At 41.2% G+C, this 23,813-nt stretch carries 18 protein-coding genes; 6 read left to right on the forward strand and 12 right to left on the reverse strand.

Annotated elements, in window-relative coordinates; all coding sequences use genetic code 11:
- The first annotated feature begins 138 nt into the window (after window positions 1-138).
- A complete protein-coding gene (locus AQ505_RS13085; RefSeq protein WP_062548598.1) occupies window positions 139-690 on the forward strand; it encodes a hypothetical protein in 552 nt (183 codons plus the stop codon).
- Between the two features lie 34 nt (window positions 691-724).
- On the opposite strand, the gene AQ505_RS13090 is transcribed toward AQ505_RS13085, so the two are convergent.
- Complete coding sequence (locus AQ505_RS13090; protein ID WP_062548599.1) at window positions 725-913, reverse strand: hypothetical protein; 189 nt, start codon at window positions 911-913, stop codon at window positions 725-727.
- Between the two features lie 32 nt (window positions 914-945).
- Here AQ505_RS13090 and AQ505_RS13095 point away from each other — a divergent pair, with 32 nt between their 5' ends.
- Window positions 946-1,998: a saccharopine dehydrogenase NADP-binding domain-containing protein gene (locus AQ505_RS13095; RefSeq protein ID WP_062548600.1), complete on the forward strand. Its 1,053-nt coding sequence runs from the start codon at window positions 946-948 to the stop codon at window positions 1,996-1,998.
- A gap of 67 nt (window positions 1,999-2,065) precedes the next feature.
- Here AQ505_RS13095 and AQ505_RS13100 read toward each other — a convergent pair whose 3' ends face one another.
- From AQ505_RS13100 to AQ505_RS13140, 9 genes are all read right to left on the reverse strand, one after another.
- Window positions 2,066-6,613, reverse strand: coding sequence for an efflux RND transporter permease subunit (locus AQ505_RS13100; RefSeq protein WP_062548601.1), 4,548 nt, complete (start codon window positions 6,611-6,613; stop codon window positions 2,066-2,068).
- A 26-nt stretch (window positions 6,614-6,639) separates the two neighbouring features.
- Window positions 6,640-7,767 carry an efflux RND transporter periplasmic adaptor subunit gene (locus tag AQ505_RS13105; RefSeq protein WP_062551004.1) on the reverse strand — a complete coding sequence of 376 codons (1,128 nt, stop codon included), beginning with the start codon at window positions 7,765-7,767 and terminating at the stop codon, window positions 6,640-6,642.
- 241 nt (window positions 7,768-8,008) lie between these two features.
- Window positions 8,009-8,371 (reverse strand): hypothetical protein, encoded by a 363-nt coding sequence (locus AQ505_RS13110; RefSeq protein WP_062548602.1) that lies wholly within the window; start codon window positions 8,369-8,371, stop codon window positions 8,009-8,011.
- 151 nt (window positions 8,372-8,522) lie between these two features.
- The gene (locus AQ505_RS13115) at window positions 8,523-10,958 is read right to left on the reverse strand and encodes an outer membrane beta-barrel family protein (protein WP_062548603.1); all 2,436 of its coding nucleotides are present in this window, start codon (window positions 10,956-10,958) and stop codon (window positions 8,523-8,525) included.
- Between the two features lie 123 nt (window positions 10,959-11,081).
- Window positions 11,082-13,019 (reverse strand): DsbA family protein, encoded by a 1,938-nt coding sequence (locus AQ505_RS26055; RefSeq protein WP_082461527.1) that lies wholly within the window; start codon window positions 13,017-13,019, stop codon window positions 11,082-11,084.
- Window positions 13,016-14,185 (reverse strand): pyridoxal phosphate-dependent aminotransferase, encoded by a 1,170-nt coding sequence (locus AQ505_RS13125; RefSeq protein WP_062548604.1) that lies wholly within the window; start codon window positions 14,183-14,185, stop codon window positions 13,016-13,018. The genes AQ505_RS26055 and AQ505_RS13125 overlap by 4 nt, the downstream gene beginning before the upstream one ends.
- A gap of 60 nt (window positions 14,186-14,245) precedes the next feature.
- Window positions 14,246-14,647, reverse strand: a complete 402-nt coding sequence (locus tag AQ505_RS13130) for a response regulator (RefSeq protein ID WP_062548605.1) — start codon at window positions 14,645-14,647, stop codon at window positions 14,246-14,248.
- Window positions 14,644-16,620, reverse strand: coding sequence for a PAS domain S-box protein (locus AQ505_RS13135; protein ID WP_062548606.1), 1,977 nt, complete (start codon window positions 16,618-16,620; stop codon window positions 14,644-14,646). Before AQ505_RS13135 ends, AQ505_RS13130 begins: the two co-directional genes overlap by 4 nt.
- 110 nt (window positions 16,621-16,730) lie before the next feature.
- Window positions 16,731-17,846 (reverse strand): tetratricopeptide repeat protein, encoded by a 1,116-nt coding sequence (locus AQ505_RS13140; RefSeq protein WP_062548607.1) that lies wholly within the window; start codon window positions 17,844-17,846, stop codon window positions 16,731-16,733.
- 223 nt (window positions 17,847-18,069) lie between these two features.
- Here AQ505_RS13140 and AQ505_RS13145 point away from each other — a divergent pair, with 223 nt between their 5' ends.
- Both AQ505_RS13145 and AQ505_RS13150 read left to right on the forward strand, forming a co-directional pair.
- Window positions 18,070-18,591 (forward strand): STM3941 family protein, encoded by a 522-nt coding sequence (locus AQ505_RS13145; protein ID WP_062548608.1) that lies wholly within the window; start codon window positions 18,070-18,072, stop codon window positions 18,589-18,591.
- Between the two features lie 20 nt (window positions 18,592-18,611).
- Entirely contained in the window at window positions 18,612-18,884 is a 273-nt protein-coding gene (locus AQ505_RS13150) for a hypothetical protein (RefSeq protein ID WP_062548609.1), read from the forward strand.
- A gap of 101 nt (window positions 18,885-18,985) precedes the next feature.
- Here the strand turns inward: AQ505_RS13150 and AQ505_RS13155 are convergent, their stop codons facing one another.
- Window positions 18,986-20,062: an aminotransferase class V-fold PLP-dependent enzyme gene (locus tag AQ505_RS13155; RefSeq protein WP_062548610.1), complete on the reverse strand. Its 1,077-nt coding sequence runs from the start codon at window positions 20,060-20,062 to the stop codon at window positions 18,986-18,988.
- 148 nt (window positions 20,063-20,210) lie between these two features.
- Here AQ505_RS13155 and AQ505_RS13160 point away from each other — a divergent pair, with 148 nt between their 5' ends.
- Both AQ505_RS13160 and AQ505_RS13165 read left to right on the forward strand, forming a co-directional pair.
- Complete coding sequence (locus AQ505_RS13160) at window positions 20,211-22,538, forward strand: glycosyl hydrolase family 95 catalytic domain-containing protein (protein ID WP_062548611.1); 2,328 nt, start codon at window positions 20,211-20,213, stop codon at window positions 22,536-22,538.
- A 99-nt stretch (window positions 22,539-22,637) separates the two neighbouring features.
- On the forward strand, window positions 22,638-23,393 hold the full coding sequence (locus tag AQ505_RS13165) for a hypothetical protein (protein WP_062548612.1): 756 nt from the start codon (window positions 22,638-22,640) through the stop codon (window positions 23,391-23,393).
- Window positions 23,394-23,401: 8 nt separating this feature from the next.
- Here the strand turns inward: AQ505_RS13165 and AQ505_RS13170 are convergent, their stop codons facing one another.
- Window positions 23,402-23,797, reverse strand: coding sequence for an iron chaperone (locus AQ505_RS13170; protein ID WP_062548613.1), 396 nt, complete (start codon window positions 23,795-23,797; stop codon window positions 23,402-23,404).
- Window positions 23,798-23,813 lie beyond the last annotated feature (16 nt).

The raw sequence follows: 23,813 nt of genomic DNA on the forward strand, positions 1-23,813 counted from the left end.
CCAGGACAAAGGAAATTATATCGGTAATTTAAGTCCACAGGTTATGAGTAGGATAGCTTTTTATCCCATTTTTTAAGTAGATATGGCCTGGTCTTTGATCAGGATCAACAGATAATCTTTCTATTCCAATTGAACTTCATGAATATTTTTTCCCTAAAAGCACTTTCTAAGTTAGTAATGGTGACTGCAGCCACCGCTTTCTTTTTTGTTTCCTGTAACTTGAACACTTCACCTGATAAGTTTTTTGGCGTAGCAGTACTGAACACCAATACCATTAATGATTTTGGAACCGATAGACTCGCAAATCATATCCAATTGCAGACTAAGGAGTATCCAGACAGGCCTTCGACAAAGAAAAAAGGGGATGAGGCGGTAACTTATGTAAATAACAATGTATTGTACATGGAAAAGGTATTGAAAGACATCAAAGAACTTCCAGAAAATGAGGATACCAAAGAAATTAAAGATTTGTCTTTGAGTATTTATGAATATGTAATTCCCGTTTATAAAAATGAATACACTGCTTATGCGAAACTTTGTGATACTAAAGGTCCAGAAGATCAAAAACAGCAAATTATTCAGAATATAGAAAAGAAATATGTTCCTGCCTTCGAAGAGAAATTTGCCTTATTACTGGAAAAAGGAAAAGCTTATGCTCAAAAACATGATTTAAATGTGAAATGGGACTAAAGAAATAACAGTTGCTTTCTTGAAGGATGCTGTCTTATGCTGCAAATGAACCTGCTTTTCCAGGCCATTCATTTGCAGTTTTTTTATGCCCTGGATTTTCATTTACAAGTAATAGTTGTTGATCAGTTTTAGTGCTGCTGACGATTATTGAAAAACTACGCTTCGTATATCTTGCGCTGGAAGCTTTTAGGACATTTGTCTGCTGGAAGCCTGGTCTTTTCAAACAACTTTGCGATATAAATTTATCATTTAAATATGCAAAGCGTAAAGAATAATATCCTCGTAGTAGGTGGAAAAGGGCTGGTTGGAAGCAAAATTGTGGAACTGATCAAAGAAAGAAATCCAGCAGCACAGCTCTTCATAGGAAGCCGTAACCTCAGCGCTTCCTTGCCAAATGCCCTGCAATTAGATGTCAATAATCCTCAAACCTTTTCCTCCATTAAAGAAAAGAACATCCATTTTGTCGTATTGTGTGCTAACGACCAATCTAACCATATCTTACAATACTGCATGGACAATGGGATAGATTATATCGACATCACAAAGCCTACTCCCGACCTGGAAAAGGCCTTGTTGTCGACAAAAAACAAAGCAATGAATAGTCAGATTGTTTTCAGCTCCGGTTGGATGGGCGGCTTGGTGAGCAGCCTGGCTTTTCTCGCTGTGCCGGATAAAAAAAGTATCAAATCTATCAAACTGTTTGTTTATTATTCTGTGAATGACCTGGCTGGTGTCAGTTCAGCGCATTTCATGGCAGAGCATGTAGCAACCCCCTTTAAAGGATATGTGCAAAATAAGCTGGTCTGGCTCAAGCACTTTCTGAATGCTGAAAAGTATCATTATTCATTTGGAATAGGAAAGAGACAGGCATATAATTTTGATACACCCGACTTATACATCCTTCATAAAGTAGAAGGAGTGCCTACAGTGCAGGTAAAAATGACGTACAATTCTAAATTTATTACCTGGTTGCTGGGTGCTTTTCAAAGAGTCAAATTGTTCGATGTACTTTCGTTATCCATGAGGAGGCTGATTTTTAGTGCCAATGGAAAAGGAGATCAAACGTTATTTGAGGTAGTGGTAGACGATGGAAAGGTAATCCGGAAAATCGCCCTGCAGGATACACAGGGACAAGCACACCTCACCGCCTTCAGCACGGTGTTACACCTGGAAACGATGATGAAATCAACTCCAAAGAAAGGGGTTTTCTTTAGTCACCAGTTGCATGAACCCCTAAAATTTCTGGAACTGATCAGGTCGTCTGATACCATAAAACTGAAAATAGATGAGCTGAATCAGCTCAATTGAACAAGTTGAGCAATCAGCAAAAAAGAAACAAGCCCTGATTTATAAGATCAGGGCTTGTTGATCAGATTTATTTCCAACCGCCACCCAGGGCTCTGTAAATAGAAATCCGGTTCAATACTTCTTGTTTCTTCGCAAGAACTTCATTGATTTCTGCCTCCAAAACATTTCTTTGTGTGGTAATGATGTCCAGATAGGTCACCCTTCCTGCTAAAAACAACGCATTCGCTGCTTTTACGGAAGCATATAACGCTTTCACTTCTTCAGAGAGGTATTCTCTTTTTGCTTTAATGAAAGCCTGTGATTTCACTGCATCCTGCACTTCATTATAAGCCTTCAGGACGATTTTCTCATAATTCTGGAATGCTATCCCATAAGTTGCTTTATAGCTCTCATATTCTGCTCTTATCCGGTGCTGATTGAAAATAGGTGCAGTTATTCCACCCATTAATCCATAGGCCAGTGCAGTTTGTGGTTGAAACAACTTACCCAGGTCAAAAGACTGCAATCCGATCTGAGGAGCGAGTACAATTGCAGGTAAGAATGCTGCGCTTGCGGCCTTGATTTCTTTCTGCGATGCAATCAATTCCAGTCCCGCTTGTCTGATGTCGGGCCTCAAAGCAATCATTTGTAAGGGTGTGCCTTCTGCTAAAGTGCTGCTGGAATTGAATTCTTCTAAACCATTCTTTTTTAGTATAATATTTGATTCAAATTTGCCCGTTAGGAAGTTTAAATGATTTTGCATCAGACGCTGCTGCTGCAAAACTTCCTGTTCCTTGGCTTTGGAATTGGCAAGCACCGCTTTGAATTGCTGTACGCCTAATTCGGTAGCTACACCCGCTTCTTTTTGAACCTGGATCAGTTTCAATCCGTTCTGCTGCAGCTGGATATTTCTGCTTAAAATCTCCAGCTCTTCTTCCAGGGCCAGCAATTCAAAATAGGCCGCGGATACATTGCTGATGAGTTCTGTCTGTACCAGTTTTTGCCCTTCGTAAGAAGCTAGGAACTTGTGAACAGCTGCCTGCTTTTTGTTTTTCAGTTTACCCCATAAATCCAACTCCCAGGAGGTTTTGAACCCTATGAAATAGTCGGGAAGCGGGTTGGGTACCTGCTCTCCAGGTTTCAGATTAGGGGAGAAATTGGTGTCGTAATTGCCAATCCCATCAGCAGTGTGGAAACCATATTTCCTTAATCCTCCTTCAATTGCAAGGTCTATATTAGGCAATGATGCACCTTTTCGCATTCTTAAGTTTGCTTTCGCCAGTTCAATATGGTGCAAGGTCTGCTTCATATCTGTATTGTTGGCCAATGCAATTTCCAGGATTGCAATGAGCTGCTCATCTTTAAAGAATTCCTTCCAGCCGGTATTGGCCACGGTAGTCGTGTCTTTACTGGTTTGAAAGCTTTCCGGCAATGTACGGTGTTCGTATACTGGGATGTCTTTTTTCATCGAGCAGCTGCTGATCAACATCACTGTCGCAATGGCGACTACCACTTTAGCACTCTTTCCAGCTTTCTTTTTCATCAAAGAGGAGAAGAGCACATACAGTCCCGGGATCACGATCACACCAACCACAGTACCGATGATCATCCCGCCCACAGCGGCTGTTCCGATAGAGCGGTTGCCTAATGCACCGGCACCAGTAGCAATCATTAAAGGAACCAACCCTGCTGCAAAAGCAAAAGAGGTCATCAAAATAGGGCGCAAACGGGCTACAGAGCCTTCTATTGCCGCATCTAAGAAAGTCATACCTTGTTCTTGTTTAATAATGGCGTACTCGACGATTAGGATCGCATTTTTTCCGAGTAAACCGATGAGCATCACCAGCGCAACCTGCGCATAAATATTGTTTTCCAATCCGAACATCCATAAGAACAGGAAGGCACCAAAAATACCTGCCGGCAAAGAAAGCAATACTGGCAATGGCAGCAGGAAGCTTTCATATTGTGCAGCAAGGATCAGGTAAACAAACAATAAACACAGTGCGAAGATGTATAAAGCCTGATTTCCGGAAAGAATCTGTTCCCTTGTCATCCCTGACCATTCAATCTCATAACCAGCAGGAAGCTTGTCTGCCACTGCCTCTACAGCATCAATCGCCTGCCCGCTGCTGAAACCAGCAGCTGCATCGCCATTCAGCATTGCCGAAGAGAACATATTGTAACGCGTAATTTGCTCTGGGCCATAAACGCGTTCCATTGTAATAAAAGTAGAGAAAGGCATGGTTTCTCCCTGGTCATTCTTGATGAAAAGGTTTAAGACATCTTCTGGTTTTTCCCGGTAATTAGGCCCGGCTTGCACCATCACCTTGTACATTTGTCCGTAGCGGATAAAGTTGGTGGCATAATAACTCCCCATTAAGGTTTGAAGGGTGTTCATGGCATTCTCCACACTAATGCCTTTTTTAGCGGCTAAATCATGGTCTACTTTAATCAGGTACTGAGGGAAACTGACGTCGAAAGTGGTAAATACATTTCCGATTTCAGGGGTCGCCTTCAAGTCCTCAATGAACTTTTTCATCACTTCGGAAGTCCTGTTCAGGTCGTCCGCACCGGTTTTATCCAGCAGTCGCAGTTCAAAGCCTGAAGAGTTTCCAAAGCCAGGTACTGTAGGCGGAGGGAAGAACTCAATATCCGCATCCATGATGTGTGAAGTCGCCTTTTTAAGGTTTTCAATCATGTCAGTTACGGATTCTTTACGGTCTTTCCAGGCCACAAGGTTGATCATACCCATGCCATAAGAAGCACCGGAAACCTCATTCACCAGGCTATATCCTGCAAGGGTGGACACGGTTTCTACGGCCTGCATCTTTCTGCTGATGGCATCAATTTCATTCAGCACCCTTTCCGTTCTGTCTACCGTTGCTCCCGGAGGGGTGGTTACATTCACGTAGATCATGCCCTGATCCTCTGTTGGGATAAATCCGGAAGGCAAAATGCTGCTCATGCCCCAAGTGGTGACAAAGAACGCAATCAGCAAGCCAAAAGTCAGGATTCTCCGACCTGCAATTTTGGTCAGTAAACCTTTGTAACACCCCGCCATTCTGTTGTAAGCCCTGTTAAAGCCCGCAAAGAACCTCGCCATCCAGCCTTTAGCAGCTGGTTTATCATGGGGAGAACGCAAAATGATCGCACATAGTGCAGGGGTTAAGGTCAAGGCATTGATTCCGGAAATGATAATGGCAGAAGCCAGTGTTAAGGAGAATTGTCGGTAAAAAATACCTACCGGACCGGAAAGAAAAGCGACCGGGATAAATACCGCCGACATCACCAGAGTGATCGCGACTACCGGTTTACCCACTTCTTTCATCGCCGCAATAGTGGCTTCCATCGGCTGCAGGTGTTCTTCTTCCATTTTGGAATACACGGCTTCCACCACTACAATGGCGTTATCTACCACAATACCAATCGCCAGGACGAGTGCAAACAGGGTCAGTAAGTTGATGGAGAAGCCCAGCATTTGCATGAAAAACAAGGCTCCAATCAGACAAACAGGAACCGCCAGTGCCGGAATTAAAGTGGAACGGAAATCCTGTAAGAAGATAAATACCACAATGAATACCAGGATGAATGCTTCAAGTAAGGTGATCAATACGCTTGATATTGAGGCATCAAGGAATCTGGAGACGTCGTAACCCATGGTGTATTTCATCCCTGGAGGGAAAGAGTTTTCCTGTAAAGCAGCCATTCGCTCTTTTACATTTTTGATGACTTCCTGTGCGTTTGATCCCGGCAATTGTTTGAGCATGATAGAAGCAGAAGGCCTGCCATCCGTCTTAGAGACCATCTCATAGTCGAGTGAACCAAACTCAACATCTGCGACGTCTTTAATCCGGATGATAGAACCATCTGCGTTTGCCCTGATTGGAATGTTTTTGTATTCTTCAGCTTCCGAAAACTTACCCGGATAACGCAATACATATTGCTGCATATTGATGGATTTATCTGAACCAATTCCCGTTTGACCCGGAGCTGCTTCCACATTTTGCTTTCTTAAAGCGGCAATGACATCATCAGAAGAGATGTTGTAAGCCGCAAGACGATCTGGTTTTAGCCATACACGCATGGCATAATCCCTTAAGCCCATGATCTGCGCAAAACCAACACCTTCTATTCGTTTCAATTCTTTTAAGATATTGATATCAGTAAAGTTGTAGATAAAGCGCTCATCTGCAGTTTTATCGTCGCTGTATATGTTTAAATACATCAGCATGCTGTTCACTTCCTTTTCAGTCGTTACTCCGGCTTTGATTACCTCTTCAGGCAATTCATCGAGCACAGTAGTCACCCTGTTCTGCACGTTAACCGCGGCAATGTCAGGGTCGGTGCCCACTTTAAAGAAAACCTGGATCAGGGTAGTTCCGTTATTGGTAGACACAGAACTCATGTAGGTCATTCCGGCTACACCATTGATGGCGCGCTCCAAAGGAATCGCAACAGCATTGGTACTTACTTCGGCATTTGCACCGGTATAATTGGCCGTCACCACTACGGAGGGCGGAACGATGTCCGGGAATTGGGTAACCGGCAGGGTAAATAGCGCCAGTAAACCCAACAGGGTGATAAATAGAGAAATAACCAGCGATAATACCGGTCGTTTTATAAATTGTTCAAACATGATCTGTTATGATTTATGCGCAGGATTTAGTTTTTAGCGATAGGGTTTGTTTTGATGTCCATTGGTTTAACCGTCAGACCATCGCGCAGGCTTTGAGTACCTTCATAGACTATCTTGTCTGATTTTTTTAGCCCGGAGTTCACCATATAATAATGTCCAATACGCTGTCCAGCTTCAAATGGTGTCATTTTTATGGTGTTATTCGCATTCAGCACATAAACATAAGTCCGGTCCTGAATCTCAAACACAGACTTTTGGTGAACCGCCAATATTTCTCCTGTTTCTACCGGGACACTGATTTTACCGGAAGCACCATGTTTTAACAGTCCCTCTGCATTTGGAAAGCTCGCTTTCAGCGATAAAGAGCCAGTCTGACTCGCAAATTCACTTTCGGCAAATCTTGCCATCCCTTCAAAAGGATAAACGACGCCATTCGCTAAGGTCAGCTTAACCTGCTTTTTGAAGTTGTTTTTTGAGTAAGCAATGTCGCTGGCAATATTCAGGTATTCCTTCTCTGTGATCGAAAAATACACGTTTACCGTGCTTAAATCAGATACAGAGGTCAGGAGGGAACCTTCCTCCAATAAACTTCCTGCTTTTAAAGGCATTCTGTCAATCCTTCCTGTGAAAGGAGATTTGATCAGGGTATGAGAAAGTCTTGATTTTGCGTAACGCAATACGGATCTGGCTTCGGCCACACGTGATTCTGCAGCTTTCAGCTTAGCAGCGCCTAAATCAAGTTCTGTTTTGGAAACAATATTACTCTGCACCAAAACCTTAGTTCTTTCTTGTTCTAAATCTACAGTTTTTGCATCTGCGATGGCATTGTTCAATACCGCTTCGGCTTTACTCAAATCCGCTTTGTATTCCTCATCATTGATTTTGAAGAGGATTTGTCCGGCTTTAACCGCTGAACCTTCTTCTACATAGATCTTTTCCAGGAATCCAGATAATCTGGACCTTACCTCTACGTTCTTTGCAGCCTGGATATCGGCAATGTATTCTTTAAAAATCAGGGTGTCTAATACGCTGACAGCAGCGACAGGGACGGTTTTGGCCTGGTCTGCAGCAAGAGGCTCCTGGCTCTTTGAAGTACAGCCGGAAATGGTAACGGCAGCTAAAATTGGGAAATAAGCTAAATACTTAACTTTCATGGTCATAATGATTTTTAAGGACGCGTCAATGTGCCCCGTGATATGAGTGGTTAAAAAAAATAGAAATGCAGGTAAATAATTGATTTTAAGGCTGCATGGCGCTTAAAACCCTTGCCAGAAAGGCATTAGTATTTTTTAATGGATTGGACGCAGACAAAAAGAGGACAAGGCCCAGACTTTAGGTCGGACAATGGCATCAACGGTCTGATTTTCAATTAGAAATACTAAATGTGGATTTTGCTTAGAATGGCTTTAATCTAAAAAGATGGGTGTAATAACTTGGTAAACAGGTACTTTTCGTTTTGTAGAAAGGGTGGGTAATCTTGATGATTTTTCCAGTCTGCTTAAAGAGAAAGAAAGAAAAAAGGATCAGGATGGCTGGAAGGATGTAAATCCCGGTTTGGAAAAGACGGTAGTTCTCATTTGGAATTTCAATGCCATCTTCATAATTGTGCATTGGAATGTCCAGGAGATCGTCAAGTACAATTTCAAGTAAAGAGTCGCCAGCAAAGGAATATTGCTTAACAGAAGCATCTCCTGCTTCATAAGCAATAATGTTCAGGTAGGCGAACAGCGATAAGAAATGAAACAGTTTGATGAACATACGGTGCCAAATATAGAATTTTAGCGTCCTGATTTCCTTACAGAATACCGTCTTTACAATTTTATGATAAACTTCTTTGCCTATATCATAAATTCAGTTCCCTTTATGATAAGCCCATTTCCAGCTTTTTCAGTAGAAATGGGCGCTGTATTTAGATTCTTCTTTTCACTTCATCAGATCCGGTATCTCTGTCTCTTTTATCTTTTACCGTCATTTTGCCGAAGTTGTAACTCAGTGATACCGCCAGGCTCTGTGTATCATAATAGTTTTCATCTATGATCTTCAATTCATTGACCTGTACTTTGTAACGGTCTTTGTTGCTCCTGAAAAAGTCCTGGCCGGATAAGGTAATATTCCATGCACCCATAGATTTTCTTAACCTCAGCTCCGTTTCCAATCTGTTGCCTATTTCTGTGTTTACAATGGTGACAGGAAAAGTGTTATTTGCAATTACCGTACAAGAAAGGCCATTTTTCTTGGAAATATTAAAGGTCTGATTGGTGGAAAGACTAAGCAGGAATGTTTTGTTATCGATCAATATTTGATCTGCATAATTGCCTTTAGAAAGCACATAGCCGGTTAATCCGGTACCTGAAAATCTCCACCAGGGTAAAATCTGCTGATAATAGGTGACCGTACTGCTATAGCTGTATTTGTTGCCATAATTGACTTTCTTATTGGCGATGATATTTGCACTAGGATTACTAGGAAGAGCATAGATCTCATCCAGCGACTGACTAGCAGCGAGTTGGAAAGTAAAGGTGCCCGATTTGCCAGTTACGGTATGGTTCAATTCCTCTCTATAGTACTTAGAAGGCATTAAGAATGGGTTTCCTTCATAATAAGTCTGGTCTGTGGTGTAGGTTCTGAATGGGTTTACATCCCAGAAACCTGGTCTGTTGATTCTACTGGAAACCGCCAGTACATAAGATTTTTCCTTACTACTCGTATATTTTAGAAAGGCAGTCGGGAATAGATTGGTATAATTTCTATTTACTACGCTAAGGCCCTCCAGCCATCCTTTTGCGATGGTGTTTTCTACACGTAGGCCCAATTGATAAGACCAGCTGGCATTAACTTTCCCATTCACAATGCCATAAAGGGAATTGATATGTTCTTTATATTGGAAGAAGTTACTTCTTTTTTCGTCTTTTATCCAGCTTTCGGCATCGCGTGTGTCCTCAAAAACCAGGTTGTTGTCGATCTTGGAAAGCGCAGTTTTAATGCCAAAATCTATGGACAGGTTTTTATCCACCGGCCATTCGAAATCAGCTTTGACAGATTGGTTACTGATCTTTTGCGGTGCTGAACTTCTAAACCAGTCATTTACAAATAACGTTTGCTGATTGCCTAGGTCTAAGACCTCTGTTTTGCTGATAGATTTGTTTTTTGAATGGTACTCCAGGGCATCCATATCTATGCTTAAAGTCTTGCCTTTACGGTCTAGTTTCCCCTGATAATTCAGGTTCAGAGCGTAGGTATTGGTACTTAAATCATCTCTGTTGCTGGTTAAACGCAGGGAGTCATTGATGGCAGTATAACGGTCTCTTGTAAAGGCATTGCGGTTTTCCCTATGTTTTTCTCCCGAATAATCAAACAGTAGGCCTACGATATGGTTGGCGTTGATTTCGCGGTCTATTCCGAAATTGCCTCCTGGTGATAAGATCTGAAAATCATTGGCAGATTGTACGCTTCTATGCAGCAAATCATCAGGGCTGCCGGCGGGAAAGTAGATGTCCTTTTTGAACACTGGTTTCCGATTTCTGTTGCTCATGTTAAGATTCGCATAGGTATTCCATTTACCGGAACGATTATTTCCATAAATGCTTCCAGCCTGAGAGTTCACAGCGGTTTGTCTACCGCTTAATCCTGCATTCCCTACAAATCCTTCTTCTTTGTTCTTTCTGGTAATGATATTGATGATACCTGCGCCACCTTCTGCATCGTACTTGCTGGAAGGGGTAGTCATCACTTCAATGGCCTCCAGGTTTTCAGCAGGAATACTGCTCAGGTAGTTCTTCAAAGCATTTCCACTGAGTACTTTTCTTTTATTATTCAGGTAAACCACGGCACCAGTAGTCCCGCTAATCTGAATTCCGCCATCCGCCGAAACACTAACCAATGGGGTTTTCTCCACCACTTCCCAGATATTGCTCCCAAAAACCAAGTCCGTTTCCCCAACATTAAAGCGAAGGCGATCTATTTGTCGCTGAAAAATGGGTTTTTTAGCGCTGATGGCCACTTCATTTAAAGCATGGGTATGCTGGTACTGCAGATGGACAAAATGATCACCATTAATCGCCCTTGTTAAAGTCGTGTCTTTATAGGCCACATATTTAAACAAGAGCTGGTAATCTCCTCTACTGATATTTTTAAATTGGTAATTTCCTTTAGGGTCGGTAATGGCATTGCCGATAAGTTTTGTACCCTGCTTCAGGCTCACGACCACAAGACTTAATGGGAGCTGTTTTTCATCGGTTACTTTACCCGAAAGCTGCTGTTTCTGAGCTGGATCTAAGGATTGTGAAAAGCTGTCGGTTGAGTTCAAGAGGTTGATCAGCAGTAGGTATAGCGCTATTTTTTTCATAACCTAAGATGGTTATTATTCCTTAAAAAAAAGCGGCTACCTTTAAAAAGATAGCCGCACAAAGTTTATGGAATCAAAAATGAGGTATTGAGCCTTGATTCCTCTTCAAACGGAGGTGTTTTTTTAGATCAGTTCGTAGTAATTACTTTTCCAGAGCGTTCCATTCTTACTTTCCATCTTTTTGATGAAACCCTGGTCATATAGATCTTCCAATTGTGTTGCCGCTGCCTCCATGGAGATATTGCTCAAATAAGCAAATTCTTTATCCGCCATAGTGGGGAAGTGGCTGAACAAAGTTTTCGGATCGGTATCTATTTCCGCTTTTTTAGCATGTGGAATACGTTTTAAAATGATGTCCACGAAATGGTCATAGGTTTGATGGCCTTTGATAGTCACATGCTCATTGTGCTGATCTGAAAAGATAAGAGTAGGAAAACTCGTTACCCCATGGTTTTTTCCAGTGTTCAGGTCTTCTGTAAACAGTTCCTTCGCACGACCTTCGAAATCTCTTAATAATCTCGCGGAATCCAATCCTACTTCTAAAGCGGCTTTCTCCAGAAACTCCCATTTAATAATGTTCTTCTTCTCTACAAAAACCATCTCATTGATACGCCTTAAGAAAAGCGGTGCCAGGTCATTATCTTGCATCTGTGCGGCTTTAAATGCAATAGAAGGTGGATAGGAAGAATTCATTGGATCTTCAATCCATAAATCACCATCTATAGGCATCTCATGAATGGCGCAAACTTCATCCCAGTGTTTAGCTACCTCTCCAGGGTTGTTTACTTTTCCTTTAGGATATTCTCCCCAGGAAGGAAGCATGCCACCCATACAATATTTAATGTTCAGGTAACTACCGTATTCCAGTTTAAGTTTTCTGAGTAATGGCTGTATGGTCCAGCAGGTAGAGCAAATTGGGTCTGTAAAATAAAGCACATCAATCTGCATACTCGCAGCGACTTCATCCTGTTCTTCCTTGCTCACGATTAGTGGCAGAGGCATATCATCATCATGTTGGTCTGTAGGATTTAGGAAGATGTGTTTAAGTTCTCTGCCCAGCAGAATGTGTTTTTCTATTTGCGGTGCTCGGGTGGCGTAATAGTGCTCAAAAGCTTTTTCCAGGTTTTCATGAAGCATCAGTTCATCAGCCAGTGTTCTCGCATCCACAATAGCATTGGTGGTCCCTGCACTGGTAAAAGGTAGGGAGAGGTGCGCTGCATCGCCGATTAGCACGACATTTTCGTGATGAAATTTAGGCAATAGGTCAAAATCACGTGTATTCCAGATGTAACTGCTGGTAAAATCATTGGTCGACAATAATTCGTTGACTTCTGTAGGGAAATCCTTTAAAAGATGGCTGCAAAATGCTTTGATACCCTCCGGACTCTGATGCTTAACATCATTTGCATTGGCATCATACTGTATAAACCAAACAAATTCGTTCTGATCCGTAGGAATCATTCCGAAAGCTAAACCTTTGGTATTGTCCTGAAACTTGGTAAAGTTCTGTCCATGTGTTTTTCCTAGCTTTTCATTATAAGAAACGCCTACGACTTCCTTCACGGCCACAGGGCTAAAGGTCACTTCGCCCATGATTTGCTGTCTTACTTTTGAATTTCCACCATCAGCGCCCACAAAAACATCCCCGTATTCCAGTTCTCCATTGCTAAAAGCAGCGGCAGTAATCTTGCCGTTTTCATAGATGAAATGTGAAAATTCCCTTCCTTCCTTCACCAGATTGCAAGGATAGGAGTGTTTCAGAAAACGAATCAGGTCGCCGCGTTTGATACATTTCCAGGAATCGAGGTGCAAATGCTTGATTTCCTTTCCTGATGGTCTCTTTAAGATAAAATCATGGACCATTTTGCCGGGAACAGTCGTTTGGTCGTCCGGACTAAGCTCTTTTAATTTGCTGAGGCCATCGCTATGCATTAAAAAAGCATGTCCACGTTCTGGCATATTGACCAGTCTTTCGTTGATGACAACCGCTATATTATTTTTTCGTAAAAATATACCAAGGGTGAGTCCGGCAATGCCCCCTCCAATTATGACAACTTTCATAGTAGTTTTATAGTGTGCTTGATACGAGAGAGCGCATCGGTAAGTATTTCTTCAGAAGTGGCAAAACTAAGGCGGATATAACCTTCTGCACCTTCGCCAAACCATTGTTTTAATCCAGGTACGACCGAAACTTTTGCCTCATTAAAAAGCAAATCCCGAATTTCTAAACTGCTTTTCTTCGTCCCTGTAATGTCTGTAAAGGCCACATAACAACCTTCCGGTGCGATGCAATGGAAGCCCTCGATGCTATTCAGTTCCGTTACAATTAATTCCCGCATCTGATGCAGGTGGTTCTTGAAAGCATCCAGATAATATCCACACTCATCCAATGCAGCTGTTGCCGCAATTTGCGATAACACATTGGCCCCATGAATGGTAGATCCATGTAGCGAAGCTTCAAAGAGCTGACTATAATGGGTCGGATTTGAAGCCATTACTGTACCGATTCTTAGGCCGGCCAATCCATAAGATTTACTGAAACCTGTGATGGTGATGGTTCTGTTCCGAATTTCTTCATCCAGGGAAGCCATACTGGTAAATACATGCGGCGCATAAATAATATCGCTCCAGATCTCGTCGGATAAAATGATCAGGTCGTATTTACAGGCAATTTCCCCAAAACGAATCAGTTCTTCTTTAGTAAAAACTTTTCCTGTTGGATTTAATGGATTGCAAAGGCAAAGCATTTTTGTTCGCTTGCTGATGAGCCTTTCCAATCTGTCAAAATCTACAGGGATCTCTCCCGCAGGAATAGAAAAAGGAATGGCTGTAGCGCCTACTGCTTCTATAGAATACCTGAAAAGGAAGTCTACCGGGTCAAAAATAATTGCCTCATCGGCGGTCGTTAGGAATGCTTTACAGGTTAGCCAAATACCAAAAGCAGCACTATCTACCGGAAAAAGCAGCGCTGGATCTGCAGGAATATTTCGTTTTTCCTGAAAGAATCCGGCCATACTTTCTTTGAACTCTGATAAGCCTTCCGGCGGACCATAAGATAGGTACCTGTCTTTAGTAAATCTGATAATTGCGTCGGCGATTTCCGGGGCACATGGGAAATCTGGATCTGCTGCCGTTAAAGGAATGACACCGTTAGGAACGGTCGCCCACCTTAAATTAAAAGCCCTTTTTTTTAGAACGTCAAGGTCAACTGTTGGAGAGGAAAACATGTTTTGGGATTATTAGATCGCGTATATTGTTTTTAAATGCAATAAATAGACATAAATGCACTAAGATAATTCGCCCATAATCTGGATAAATCTTTCTTTGTTTAATGGTTTAATAATGAAATCGGATACCACACTGAAATTTCTAGACCTTTCAATGTCATGAGGGGAAATGGAAGAGGATACGATGTACAAAATGATTCTCTTTCTTATCCTTGGTTCCACAACCGTATACTCCTCTAAAAACTCCCAGCCATCCATAATGGGCATACTGAGGTCCAGAAATATCACATCAGGCAATATTTCATGATTGTTTTGATTGGCTTTGAAGAATGTAAGGGCTTGAAGGCCATCATTAAATTCATCAATGTGAGTGGCGATATTTGCAGCTTTAATCATGCGTTTTGTTAAAAAAACAAAGGTGCTATCGTCATCTATAAGGGCTATTTTTTTTAACGAATTCATGCTCTTTGATTTATAAATTCAATAAAAAAGGTAGAACCAACATCAATTTGGCTTTCTACCCATATTTTACCTTTCATCGCTTCAACTTGAGTTTTGGTCATGTATAAGCCAAATCCTTTTGAATTAGGATGATGATGGAATACTTTTCCAATTTTAAAGCAGTTGTCTTTATGTTTCTCCATATCAATTCCTAATCCATTGTCTGTAAATGACAGCAATACTTTTCCATCCAATTTTTGACTTTTAAGCTGGATGACTAGTTTTCTTTTTGGACTCTGGTATTTTAGGCAGTTACTAAAGAGGTTATGAAAAATACTATATAGATATTTTGCTGGAAAATAAACGGAAGGGGCCTCTTCAAAATCAGTTTCTATAATGGCTTCTGATTTGTTAATCTCCGACTGTAATCCTTCAAAAGTCCGGCGGATACAGTCTGTCAATAAGATGTCCTCTGATTTAATTTCCAGATCCTGTTTAATTTGGATAGATTCTACCAGTTCATTAAAAGTGGTGTGCAGGTTATCAATAACCGGCTTTAGTTTGGAAATTAGTGTTTTTTGTTCTTCAGGATTGTTCGTATCTTCTATAAATTCGACCAACATAGACATATTGACCAGTGGTGCCCTCAGGTTATGGGAAACGATATTACAGAAATCAATCAACTGCGTGTTTTGGGAGGACAATTGCTGCACCAATGCGGCTTGTTTTTCTTCCATTATCTTCCGGTCTGTAATGTCTATGCCGAAGCCAATTACCATGGATAGTGCACCATTTTCATCATAAACGGGATACATACGCCGTAAATGGGTAATGGTATTGCCCTCAGGGTCTTTCAGGCTATCTTCCCAGCGGATTTCCTTACCACGGTTCTTTACTTCCAGAAATTGAGCCCTTCTTAAATCTGCGGTAGCTGCATCTCTGTTGCGATAGGCCGCGTATTGATAGTCGTCTTTTCCCACAATAAAGTCACGGTATTCTTTAATACTAATCGCTCCCGGGTTTACAAACAGGTATTTATGATCAGGATCAAAAACTGCAATATCTGTAGGGAGTTTATTTAAGATGTTCTCATAAAACTTTTGCTGTTTATCCAGTTCCTGAGCAATTTGATTGCGATTAGTAATGTCCCTCACAAAACAGATGTAAAAATGCCTTCCCTGAATCGTTGCCGGAGAAATGCTCAGCGCAATATCAAAAACACTCTGGTCCTTTCTAATGGCCGAAATTTCTACGGTAGAATTGGCATAGTTTTCTGCTGTATCATATTTAAAATGTGCCATGAGTTGGATATACTGCTCATGATAGGAGCTAGGAAGGATGACTTCCTGAAAAGATTGCCCAATAACTTCAGCTTTTGGCCATCCAAAGATAACCTCAGCCTTTGGATTCCATTGAGATATGGCACCATTATCATCCACAACAATCACTGCATCTATCGCATTGTGAAAAATAGTGTCTATTTCCTGAGTTGCAGTAATACTGTCATCTGCCAGTTTTTTAAGGTCCTGGTGATCCAGCTTAAGTCGGATACTTTCAGCAGCTTGATTTGCGAGGTGTCCAAGCCCTTTAATCTGCTTGCTATTCAGTTCACGAGGGCATTTGTCCATCACACACAGATAAGCCAAAAGAACGTTTTTAGCGTCTAATATTGGGAAACTGGCATAAAAACAAATGCCTGATTTTAATAAATGGTGGTTAGAAAAACGATCATCAAGTCTGATATCTGGGATAACTAAAAGGGAAGGAGCACTGAATGGAAGTGTCCATGACTGCGCTGTATCAAGGGATATGGTACTGGTTTTTAGTAAGGTCTGGTCTTCATTCTCAATTGCAATAAAGGCAATCGGTACTTCGCACAGCAGTTCAGCTAATGAAATAATACTGTTAAAACTACCTTTGTTTTCTTCATCGAATAGATGCTGCAACTGGATGAAGCCTACTTTTTCAATCCCCGGATAGGAGTCTAATCTCATACTTTGTTTTAAAATTAGAATGGTATTAAGATTAAAGTTATAAATTATTACTTGAAATCTTTCGCTAGACTTCTAACACTGTAATATTAATTAAAATTATTGATTGGTTACTAATGTGTACGAATATTTTTGGAGGCTAATTTTTTTGAGATCTGTTCCCGCATGTCCAGATAACTGCCTTTAGGAAAATCGGCTGAATCTGGTGCCAATGCTATTGCAATATTGATCTCGCTGAGTGCGTCTTCATCAGCACCGGTATACATTTTACATTCGGCAATATGGTAATGAAGTTCTGCAAGAAAGGTCTTTGCAATTTCGGTTTCAGTTTTTGAAACGGATGGCTTGGCGCCTGTAGAAAACCTTGGATTAGTTTTGATGGCTTGTACCAGACTTTGCTTGTTTTTTAAAGCAAGCTGATAGGATGATAATGCTTTATGGTATTGTTTCAGTGCCAGATAGGTGTTCCCTCTGAAGTTTAGGGTCATGCCATCAGCAGGGAATTTTTTCAGCCCCTGCTCATAAATTCCTAGTGCAGACTGGTATTGCTTTAAGTTATAATAGGCGATGCCCCTTTGATAAAAATAACTAGGCTTTGCAGGATTACAAATATCCTGTATTGCACTTTCAATCTGGCTAGCCAGCAAAGTATCTATAACCTTTTGCTGGTCGTTTAATTTTTTAACAGTTTGGTAATCCTGACAGGCGCCGTCCAGGTTTTCCATTTTATATTGAAGTGAGCCTCGCTGTAAATACGGGATTAAATCCTTAGGTAATAGGGCAATGGCCTTACTAAAGTCGGCCAAAGCACCAGCTTGATCGCCCTGATGCTCTTTTAACCTGGCGCTCCATAAAACCAAATCGCCGTCTTTGGGATCACTGATTACCGCTAGGTTAAAGTATTCCAATGCTTTTTTGAAATCATCACGCATCGCATAAGTCCTCCCGATGTGCATATAGCATTTCGCACATCGCGGGTTAACCAGCAAGGCTTCGCGATAATATTGTTCTCCAACATCAAGGTTTTTATCCTCAATATGATAGGCGCCCAGCATCCTCAGTAAAATTTCTTCTTTCGGTTTTGCTTTTAACTCCTGCTCCAGATAAGGAATGATCTTTTCTCGTTGTCCGATGTTGTTCAGCGAATCAGCAGTCATTTCATACTTGCTGGATTGCCCAAATGAGATACCAGATAGAAAGAGGAGTGCAAAACCAAGGAATATCTTCATGAATAACCAATGCTCATTTTTCAGGCCAACATTAAAAAATGATGGGAAATAGATATAAAAAGATGTTTCAGGTATTCAGTAGGATAGGTTCTAATTTGGTAATTTCCTTTTGTGTGGCTTGATTTTTGAAACTTTGGCCGAAAATTAAGATACATAAAAGCCTTTCTAAATACTAATCCTTAATCTTCTCAGTGTAAATATGGAAGGTTAATTAACAATTATCATGGAATTCTACAGAAATCAAAAAAAATCAAACCAACTCGTTTTTATTTATGTCGGTATCATCGCTGTACTTTTAGTAATCTTATTCTATAGTACAGGCCTTATTTCAGATAGATATTTGCCTAAACCAGCAGTCATTTCCGGAATTGGGGTGTTAATTTTCACCTTCTGTCTGATTAAATCATTAATCGCTGCCAAAGACCCTTCGCCAATGATCTCTTTAAAACCAGAAGGCATTACCTCCAGGGTTACTCCTGCAAGTAAGGCTGCCGGGCTGATCAGCTGGAAAGATATTGAAGAACTTAGCCTGACAAAAATGGGTGCCGACGTATTAGTAACGCTTCATTTGAGTAATGTAGATCATTACAAAACAATGATCAGTAAGAAATTGTCAAAAATGGCCGTTAGCGATAACACGGACGAAAATGGACACTTTTTGGTCTACCTGACTGCCTCACATATTGATTTTAATGCAGAAGAGTTACTGGAAAAGATCAATGTTTACGGACCAAAAAATAAATAGAACCATTTATTCAAATCATTATGCTTTTATACAGAGGATGGGGCTTCCTTGCCTTATTTATTCCAGCGATCACGATGCTGATCGGAATTTACTTTTTTGGTGTATCGGGAAATATATCTTATGATATCATGCTTTACAGTATTCTAGCTGCAGCACCCATCACATTTGCTCTAGGGCTTTGGCTCAACAAGAAAAAAGTACATAACCTTTATTTCATCAAATTACAATATTGGGGATTAATCTGGGGAGTGGTGGCGATAGGGATGATCGTTTTTAAATATTTAAAGCCTTAATCATTTTTAAATGAGCATTGCTCTTGGTATAAATGCAGATAAAGCCGAATTCTCTTTAGGGAATTCGGCCTTTTTACTGAAATATCATGAGCCTACAACTGTTAATTCTTATCCAGGACGCTTAATAGTTTTTCAAGATCCTCTTCAGTATTGTAGAAATGAAAGCAGAGTCTTAATCCTTCGCCACGCGGAGTAACAATAATATTGGCCTCTTGTAGTCGCTGCGTCAACTCAGGATGAGTAGAAATATTAAAGATGGTACTATGCAATTCCCTTGCTGCAACTGTGTTAGACAGCAGCCCGCGATCCGTTAATGCCTTTTTTGCCAGTCTGCCTATAGATTGTAGTCTTTGCTGAATGACATCCATACCAATAGATTCAAAGTTTAAAATCGCCTGTTTCAGCGTGCCAAAATTAAAGGTATCCAGATGGCCTGGTTCAAAACAAAGCGATAACATGCTTCTGTCTTTTAAAAAGATCTCTGTTGGGAGTGAATAATTAATTCTTTTCTGATACAACAGGCGGCAAGCCTGATCTTTGAGGAGCACAAAGCCATTCCCATATCCGGAAAGCATCCATTTATAGCCACTGCTGATGAGTACATCTAATCCCGAGGTTTCGAAATTAAAACTACCTATACCACAAAATTGGGTCCCATCACCTACAATCAGCAAATCTGGGTAGTCCTCCTTCAATGTTTTGATAAAATTGAGGTCAACCTGAATACCATTGGCATATTGAACCAAACTGATGGCTAATATTGTGGGCTTAAATGTTTTGACTTTATCCAGAATGTGCTGTTCAAGAGATTCATCTGCAAGGGCATACTCACAATTAAACCCTCTGCTTTCTACCGGATAGTTTACTGAAGGATAATCACTGGTAACCAGCAAAAATTTATGATCAGTAGCCAATCCATCCAGAAAGGTGTTAAAACCGAGAGACATGTTCTGTACAAGAAATGTATTTTCTACCTTGCTATGGAAGAATCCGGCAACATGTTCCCTCACATCCTGCAAAAAACTACGTTGCTCCAGACGGAAGTCACTACCGTGATGGAAAAAATCTTCATCATGTGACTTTCTCCATTCCAGAATAGAGGTAGATAGTATACCCGAACTGGCAGTGTTTAGATAGGTACAATTTGAGAGTAGAGGAAATTGTGCGTTGAAACTCATGGCACAAATATACAGATTACCTAAAAAACTGGCATGGCTTCATCAGATAATCCATTAAAATAGTTACTTAATCTATTCGCCAGCTAAGTTGTGGCATTTATCTTTGCTAGTAACCACAAATGTAAAACAACCAAAAATCTAAACCCTCATGTTTAAACCTAAACTCTTTAAAACCAGTTTCCTGATCTTAAATGTCTGCATAGGCCTGTCGGCGAATGCCCAGCAGGCGGCCTTGCCTGAGCCGGCTTACAATCTCGTGCTAAAAGCACCTGTCAGAACCTGGGATGAAGCATTGCCACTTGGCAATGGGTTGATGGGCGGTTTGTTATGGGGAGAAAAGAACAACATCAAACTGTCTTTGGATAGAGGTGATTTATGGGATGAGCGTACCCATGGAGAAAAGGAATGGTGGAAAAAGTATACGTATCATAAAGGAGCAGCCCTCATCGCTCAGCAGGAATATGATACTGTAAATTCCTGGTGGGACGAAGCTTACAATGGGGTGAGTCCAACTAAATTACCTGCTGGAAGGATTGAATTTAAATTCCCTGAAGGAGAAGTCCTGAAGAATTTTGAACTACTGGAAGCGACAGCAGAAGGCCTGGTAAGGTTCAATTCCAGAGTAGAAATGCATGCTTTTTACAGTGCCAAAGATCCGGTAGCGATGCTGTCTATTAAAGGAGTCGTACCGGATGCGATCCAGTTGTTTAGTCCGATGGAGGTCTATCGCAAAACCGTAAAGGGCGACGGCGGGCCAAGCAGCGGCGGATCTGTGAGTAAACTGGGCTATCCTGAGGCCATAAAAGGGAAGTCAGCCAATGCCGAATGGTACATCCAGGAAGCTGCCGAGGGCCTGAAATATTGCGTATACATTGAGAGAAAGAAAAGTAATAAAGAAACGCTGATCGCTTTGAGCATCACTTCTACAGCCGATAGCAAGGATCCTTTGGCATTGGCCCGTCAGCGATGTGCCCTTGCTTTAAATAAAGGATATCAGGCGATGCGGAAGCCTCATGTAAAGTGGTGGACAGACTTTTGGAAGAAATCAAGTGTGCAGGTTCCGGATACAGCGGTTCAAAAACAATACAACCTGGTGCAATATTTTTACGGCGCAGCATCCCGTTTAAATGCACCGCCTATGCCGCTTCAAGGAGTCTGGACCGCAGATAACGGTACTTTACCACCATGGAAAGGCGATTACCATAATGACCTCAATACGCAGATGACTTATATGGCTTACCAGCAATCCGGAAGGTATGACGAGGGCGCATCGTACCTGAATTTTCTTTGGGATCGCCGTGATTTCTTCAGGGATTTTGCGAGAGATTTTTATGGGACAAAAGGGCTGGCTTGTCCAGGTGTCATGTCGTATTCCGGTCAGCCATTGGGCGGATGGGGACAATATAGTATGTCGCCAACCATGAGCGCATGGAGCGCACACCTGTTTTATTTGCATTGGCTCTATACTGCTGACGATAATTTCCTGAAGGAAAAAGCTTATCCATGGAGTTCCGAAGTTGGAGAATGTATGCTGGGTTTATTGCAAAAAGACAGCAATTGCCTGTTGAAACTTCCGCTTTCTTCTTCTCCGGAAATTTTCGATAACAGTCCGAAAGCATGGTTGGAACCCAATAGTAATTATGACCTGATGAGCTTAAAAATGCTCTTCCTCTCTTTAAAAGAAATGGCTGCACAAATGGGAAAAACAGCAGAAGCGAAGAAATGGGGAGCCGCAGCAATCGCTTTAGGTGATTTTCATACGAAAGGTGATGGTACATTGCTTTTAGATGCAAAACATGAATTGACTCAAAGTCATAGACATTTATCTAATATTATCGGAATCTATCCTTTTAATCTGATCAACAATGAAAGGGGCAAAGCAGATGAAAAAGTAATTGAAGCTAGCTTGAAAAACTGGGATAAATTAGGCAGCCGATCTTGGGTAGGTTATACTTTCTCTTGGATGAGCTGTCTGAAAGCAAGAGTTGGTGATGGAGAAGGAGCCGTTAAAAACCTGGATATTTTTGTTAAAGCTTTTATCCTGCGCAATGGTTTTCATGTAAATGGCGATCAAACTAAGAGCGGTTATTCCGGTTTTACATATCGCCCCTTTACGCTGGAAGGTAATTTCCTGGCTGCCCAGGCACTGCATGAAATGTTAATGCAAAGCTGGAGCGCTACGCCTGGAGATCCTCATACAGGCCTGATCCGTATTTTTGCTGCGATGCCTAAAAAATGGGCAGATGCTTCTTTTACAGATCTCAGGGCAGAAGGTGGTCACCTGGTTTCAGCGATTCGTAAAAATAACAAAACAATAAGTTTCCGCATTACTGCAGGCAGGACAGGTCAGCTTCGGATTAAGGATAATTTTAATGGGATTGAACCGGTATGGAATGTTAAATCGGTAGCTAAAGTAGGGGAAGCTTATGAGGTGACTTTGAATAAGGGCCAGACCTTGAAAGCGACGCTCAACTAATCCATAGGTATTTTAGCTGATATTCCAAGATGGTTACGTTATTTTAGGGCCAGCGTTCTCCCGGATTTTTAGTTTGAAGCGCTTAATAATAGTTGATTTATGAAAAAACACCTGATAATATTATTGCTCTGTACTGTTTCTTGCATCGAGGTTAGGGCTGCTGCTCATGAGCTAGATAGCCTGTTGATTAGTCAGGTGCTTAAGGGTTTGAGAATTCCGCTTGCCAAAACTAAAGAAGAGTTTATCCGCACGAAACCAATGCCAAATGACCCTGGTAAAACGATCGTCAGTATTCCTGTATTGGTCAGCGAAGAAGATGGGGGAAGTTCCTATACAATGGATGCTTATTTTCTAGTAGTGGAGTCGGGAACAGGTAAGATCTTACAGCAGTATTATGAGGAAGGATATTGGGAATCCGATGCGATTCGTATGGAGGATACAGGAATAGATACAGCGCCTTATCGGTTAAATCCACAGACCAGGGCTTTTGGGATCACCACACAATTTGTAGGAAGCTCCAGCCCCAATCCTTATAGCCAGACGACGATCTCTTTGTTTGTTCCACAGGGAAACACCTTAGTTAAAGTAGTCGATAAACTGGTTTTAGAGCAGTACAATGGAGAATGGGATATGCATTGTGCTGGAGTTTTCGAAAACAAAATGACTAAGATTGAAGTATCCAGCAGCAAAACCAATGGTTACGCCGATCTGCTCATCAATAGTAAAATTACCAATACCGAATCGTTTAAGAAAGGGGAAGAATGCGAAGCAAAAGTTGTGAAAAACAAGCTGAATAAAAGCGTATTGAAATTTAATAAAGGTAGTTATCATATCAGCCCGGCTAAAAATAAATAAGCAATAAGCTATCGTTTAACTGGTTTTCGTTTTTTTTCTTTGCTCAAATTTTCCTGTCTTCTGAAAGCAACAATCCTGCTAATCAGCTCAAGGGGAAGGGGCTGGTCAATTGGGAATTGCACAGAACCTTTTGCCATTTGATAGCCCGATAATTCTAACTGAAAAGCCTGAATTCCAGAAGGCGCCGGATAAAAGCCGATGTGTTTTTTATAGGCTGCAAAATGAATCAGATTGCCGTTTAAAGTAAAAGTAGGGATGCCATAATTAATGGTTTCCTCCGCTTCAAGTGCGGTTTCCCTAATGGTTTTCCTAAAATTCTCCAGCATCACCTGTATCTGAGCTGGAAAATTAGAGATATAATCTGAAATGTTTTCTGGATTAGGGGTACTTGACGTGTTTTTCATTTGAATGAGTTTTAAT

Source organism: Pedobacter sp. PACM 27299 (assembly GCF_001412655.1).
Classification (GTDB): Bacteria; Bacteroidota; Bacteroidia; order Sphingobacteriales; family Sphingobacteriaceae; genus Pedobacter.

Coding starts and splice junctions, on each gene's coding strand:
- AQ505_RS26055 (WP_082461527.1), bottom strand. CDS start 13,019: ATGAAAGTTGTCATAATTGGAGGGGGCATTGCCGGACTCACCCTTGGT.
- AQ505_RS13165 (WP_062548612.1), top strand. CDS start 22,638: ATGAAAAAACACCTGATAATATTATTGCTCTGTACTGTTTCTTGCATC.
- AQ505_RS13145 (WP_062548608.1), top strand. CDS start 18,070: ATGGAATTCTACAGAAATCAAAAAAAATCAAACCAACTCGTTTTTATT.
- AQ505_RS13150 (WP_062548609.1), top strand. CDS start 18,612: ATGCTTTTATACAGAGGATGGGGCTTCCTTGCCTTATTTATTCCAGCG.
- AQ505_RS13160 (WP_062548611.1), top strand. CDS start 20,211: ATGTTTAAACCTAAACTCTTTAAAACCAGTTTCCTGATCTTAAATGTC.
- AQ505_RS13140 (WP_062548607.1), bottom strand. CDS start 17,846: ATGAAGATATTCCTTGGTTTTGCACTCCTCTTTCTATCTGGTATCTCA.
- AQ505_RS13100 (WP_062548601.1), bottom strand. CDS start 6,613: ATGTTTGAACAATTTATAAAACGACCGGTATTATCGCTGGTTATTTCT.
- AQ505_RS13110 (WP_062548602.1), bottom strand. CDS start 8,371: ATGTTCATCAAACTGTTTCATTTCTTATCGCTGTTCGCCTACCTGAAC.
- AQ505_RS13130 (WP_062548605.1), bottom strand. CDS start 14,647: ATGAATTCGTTAAAAAAAATAGCCCTTATAGATGACGATAGCACCTTT.
- AQ505_RS13095 (WP_062548600.1), top strand. CDS start 946: ATGCAAAGCGTAAAGAATAATATCCTCGTAGTAGGTGGAAAAGGGCTG.
- AQ505_RS13115 (WP_062548603.1), bottom strand. CDS start 10,958: ATGAAAAAAATAGCGCTATACCTACTGCTGATCAACCTCTTGAACTCA.
- AQ505_RS13105 (WP_062551004.1), bottom strand. CDS start 7,767: ATGAAAGTTAAGTATTTAGCTTATTTCCCAATTTTAGCTGCCGTTACC.
- AQ505_RS13085 (WP_062548598.1), top strand. CDS start 139: ATGAATATTTTTTCCCTAAAAGCACTTTCTAAGTTAGTAATGGTGACT.
- AQ505_RS13135 (WP_062548606.1), bottom strand. CDS start 16,620: ATGAGATTAGACTCCTATCCGGGGATTGAAAAAGTAGGCTTCATCCAG.
- AQ505_RS13155 (WP_062548610.1), bottom strand. CDS start 20,062: ATGAGTTTCAACGCACAATTTCCTCTACTCTCAAATTGTACCTATCTA.
- AQ505_RS13170 (WP_062548613.1), bottom strand. CDS start 23,797: ATGAAAAACACGTCAAGTACCCCTAATCCAGAAAACATTTCAGATTAT.
- AQ505_RS13125 (WP_062548604.1), bottom strand. CDS start 14,185: ATGTTTTCCTCTCCAACAGTTGACCTTGACGTTCTAAAAAAAAGGGCT.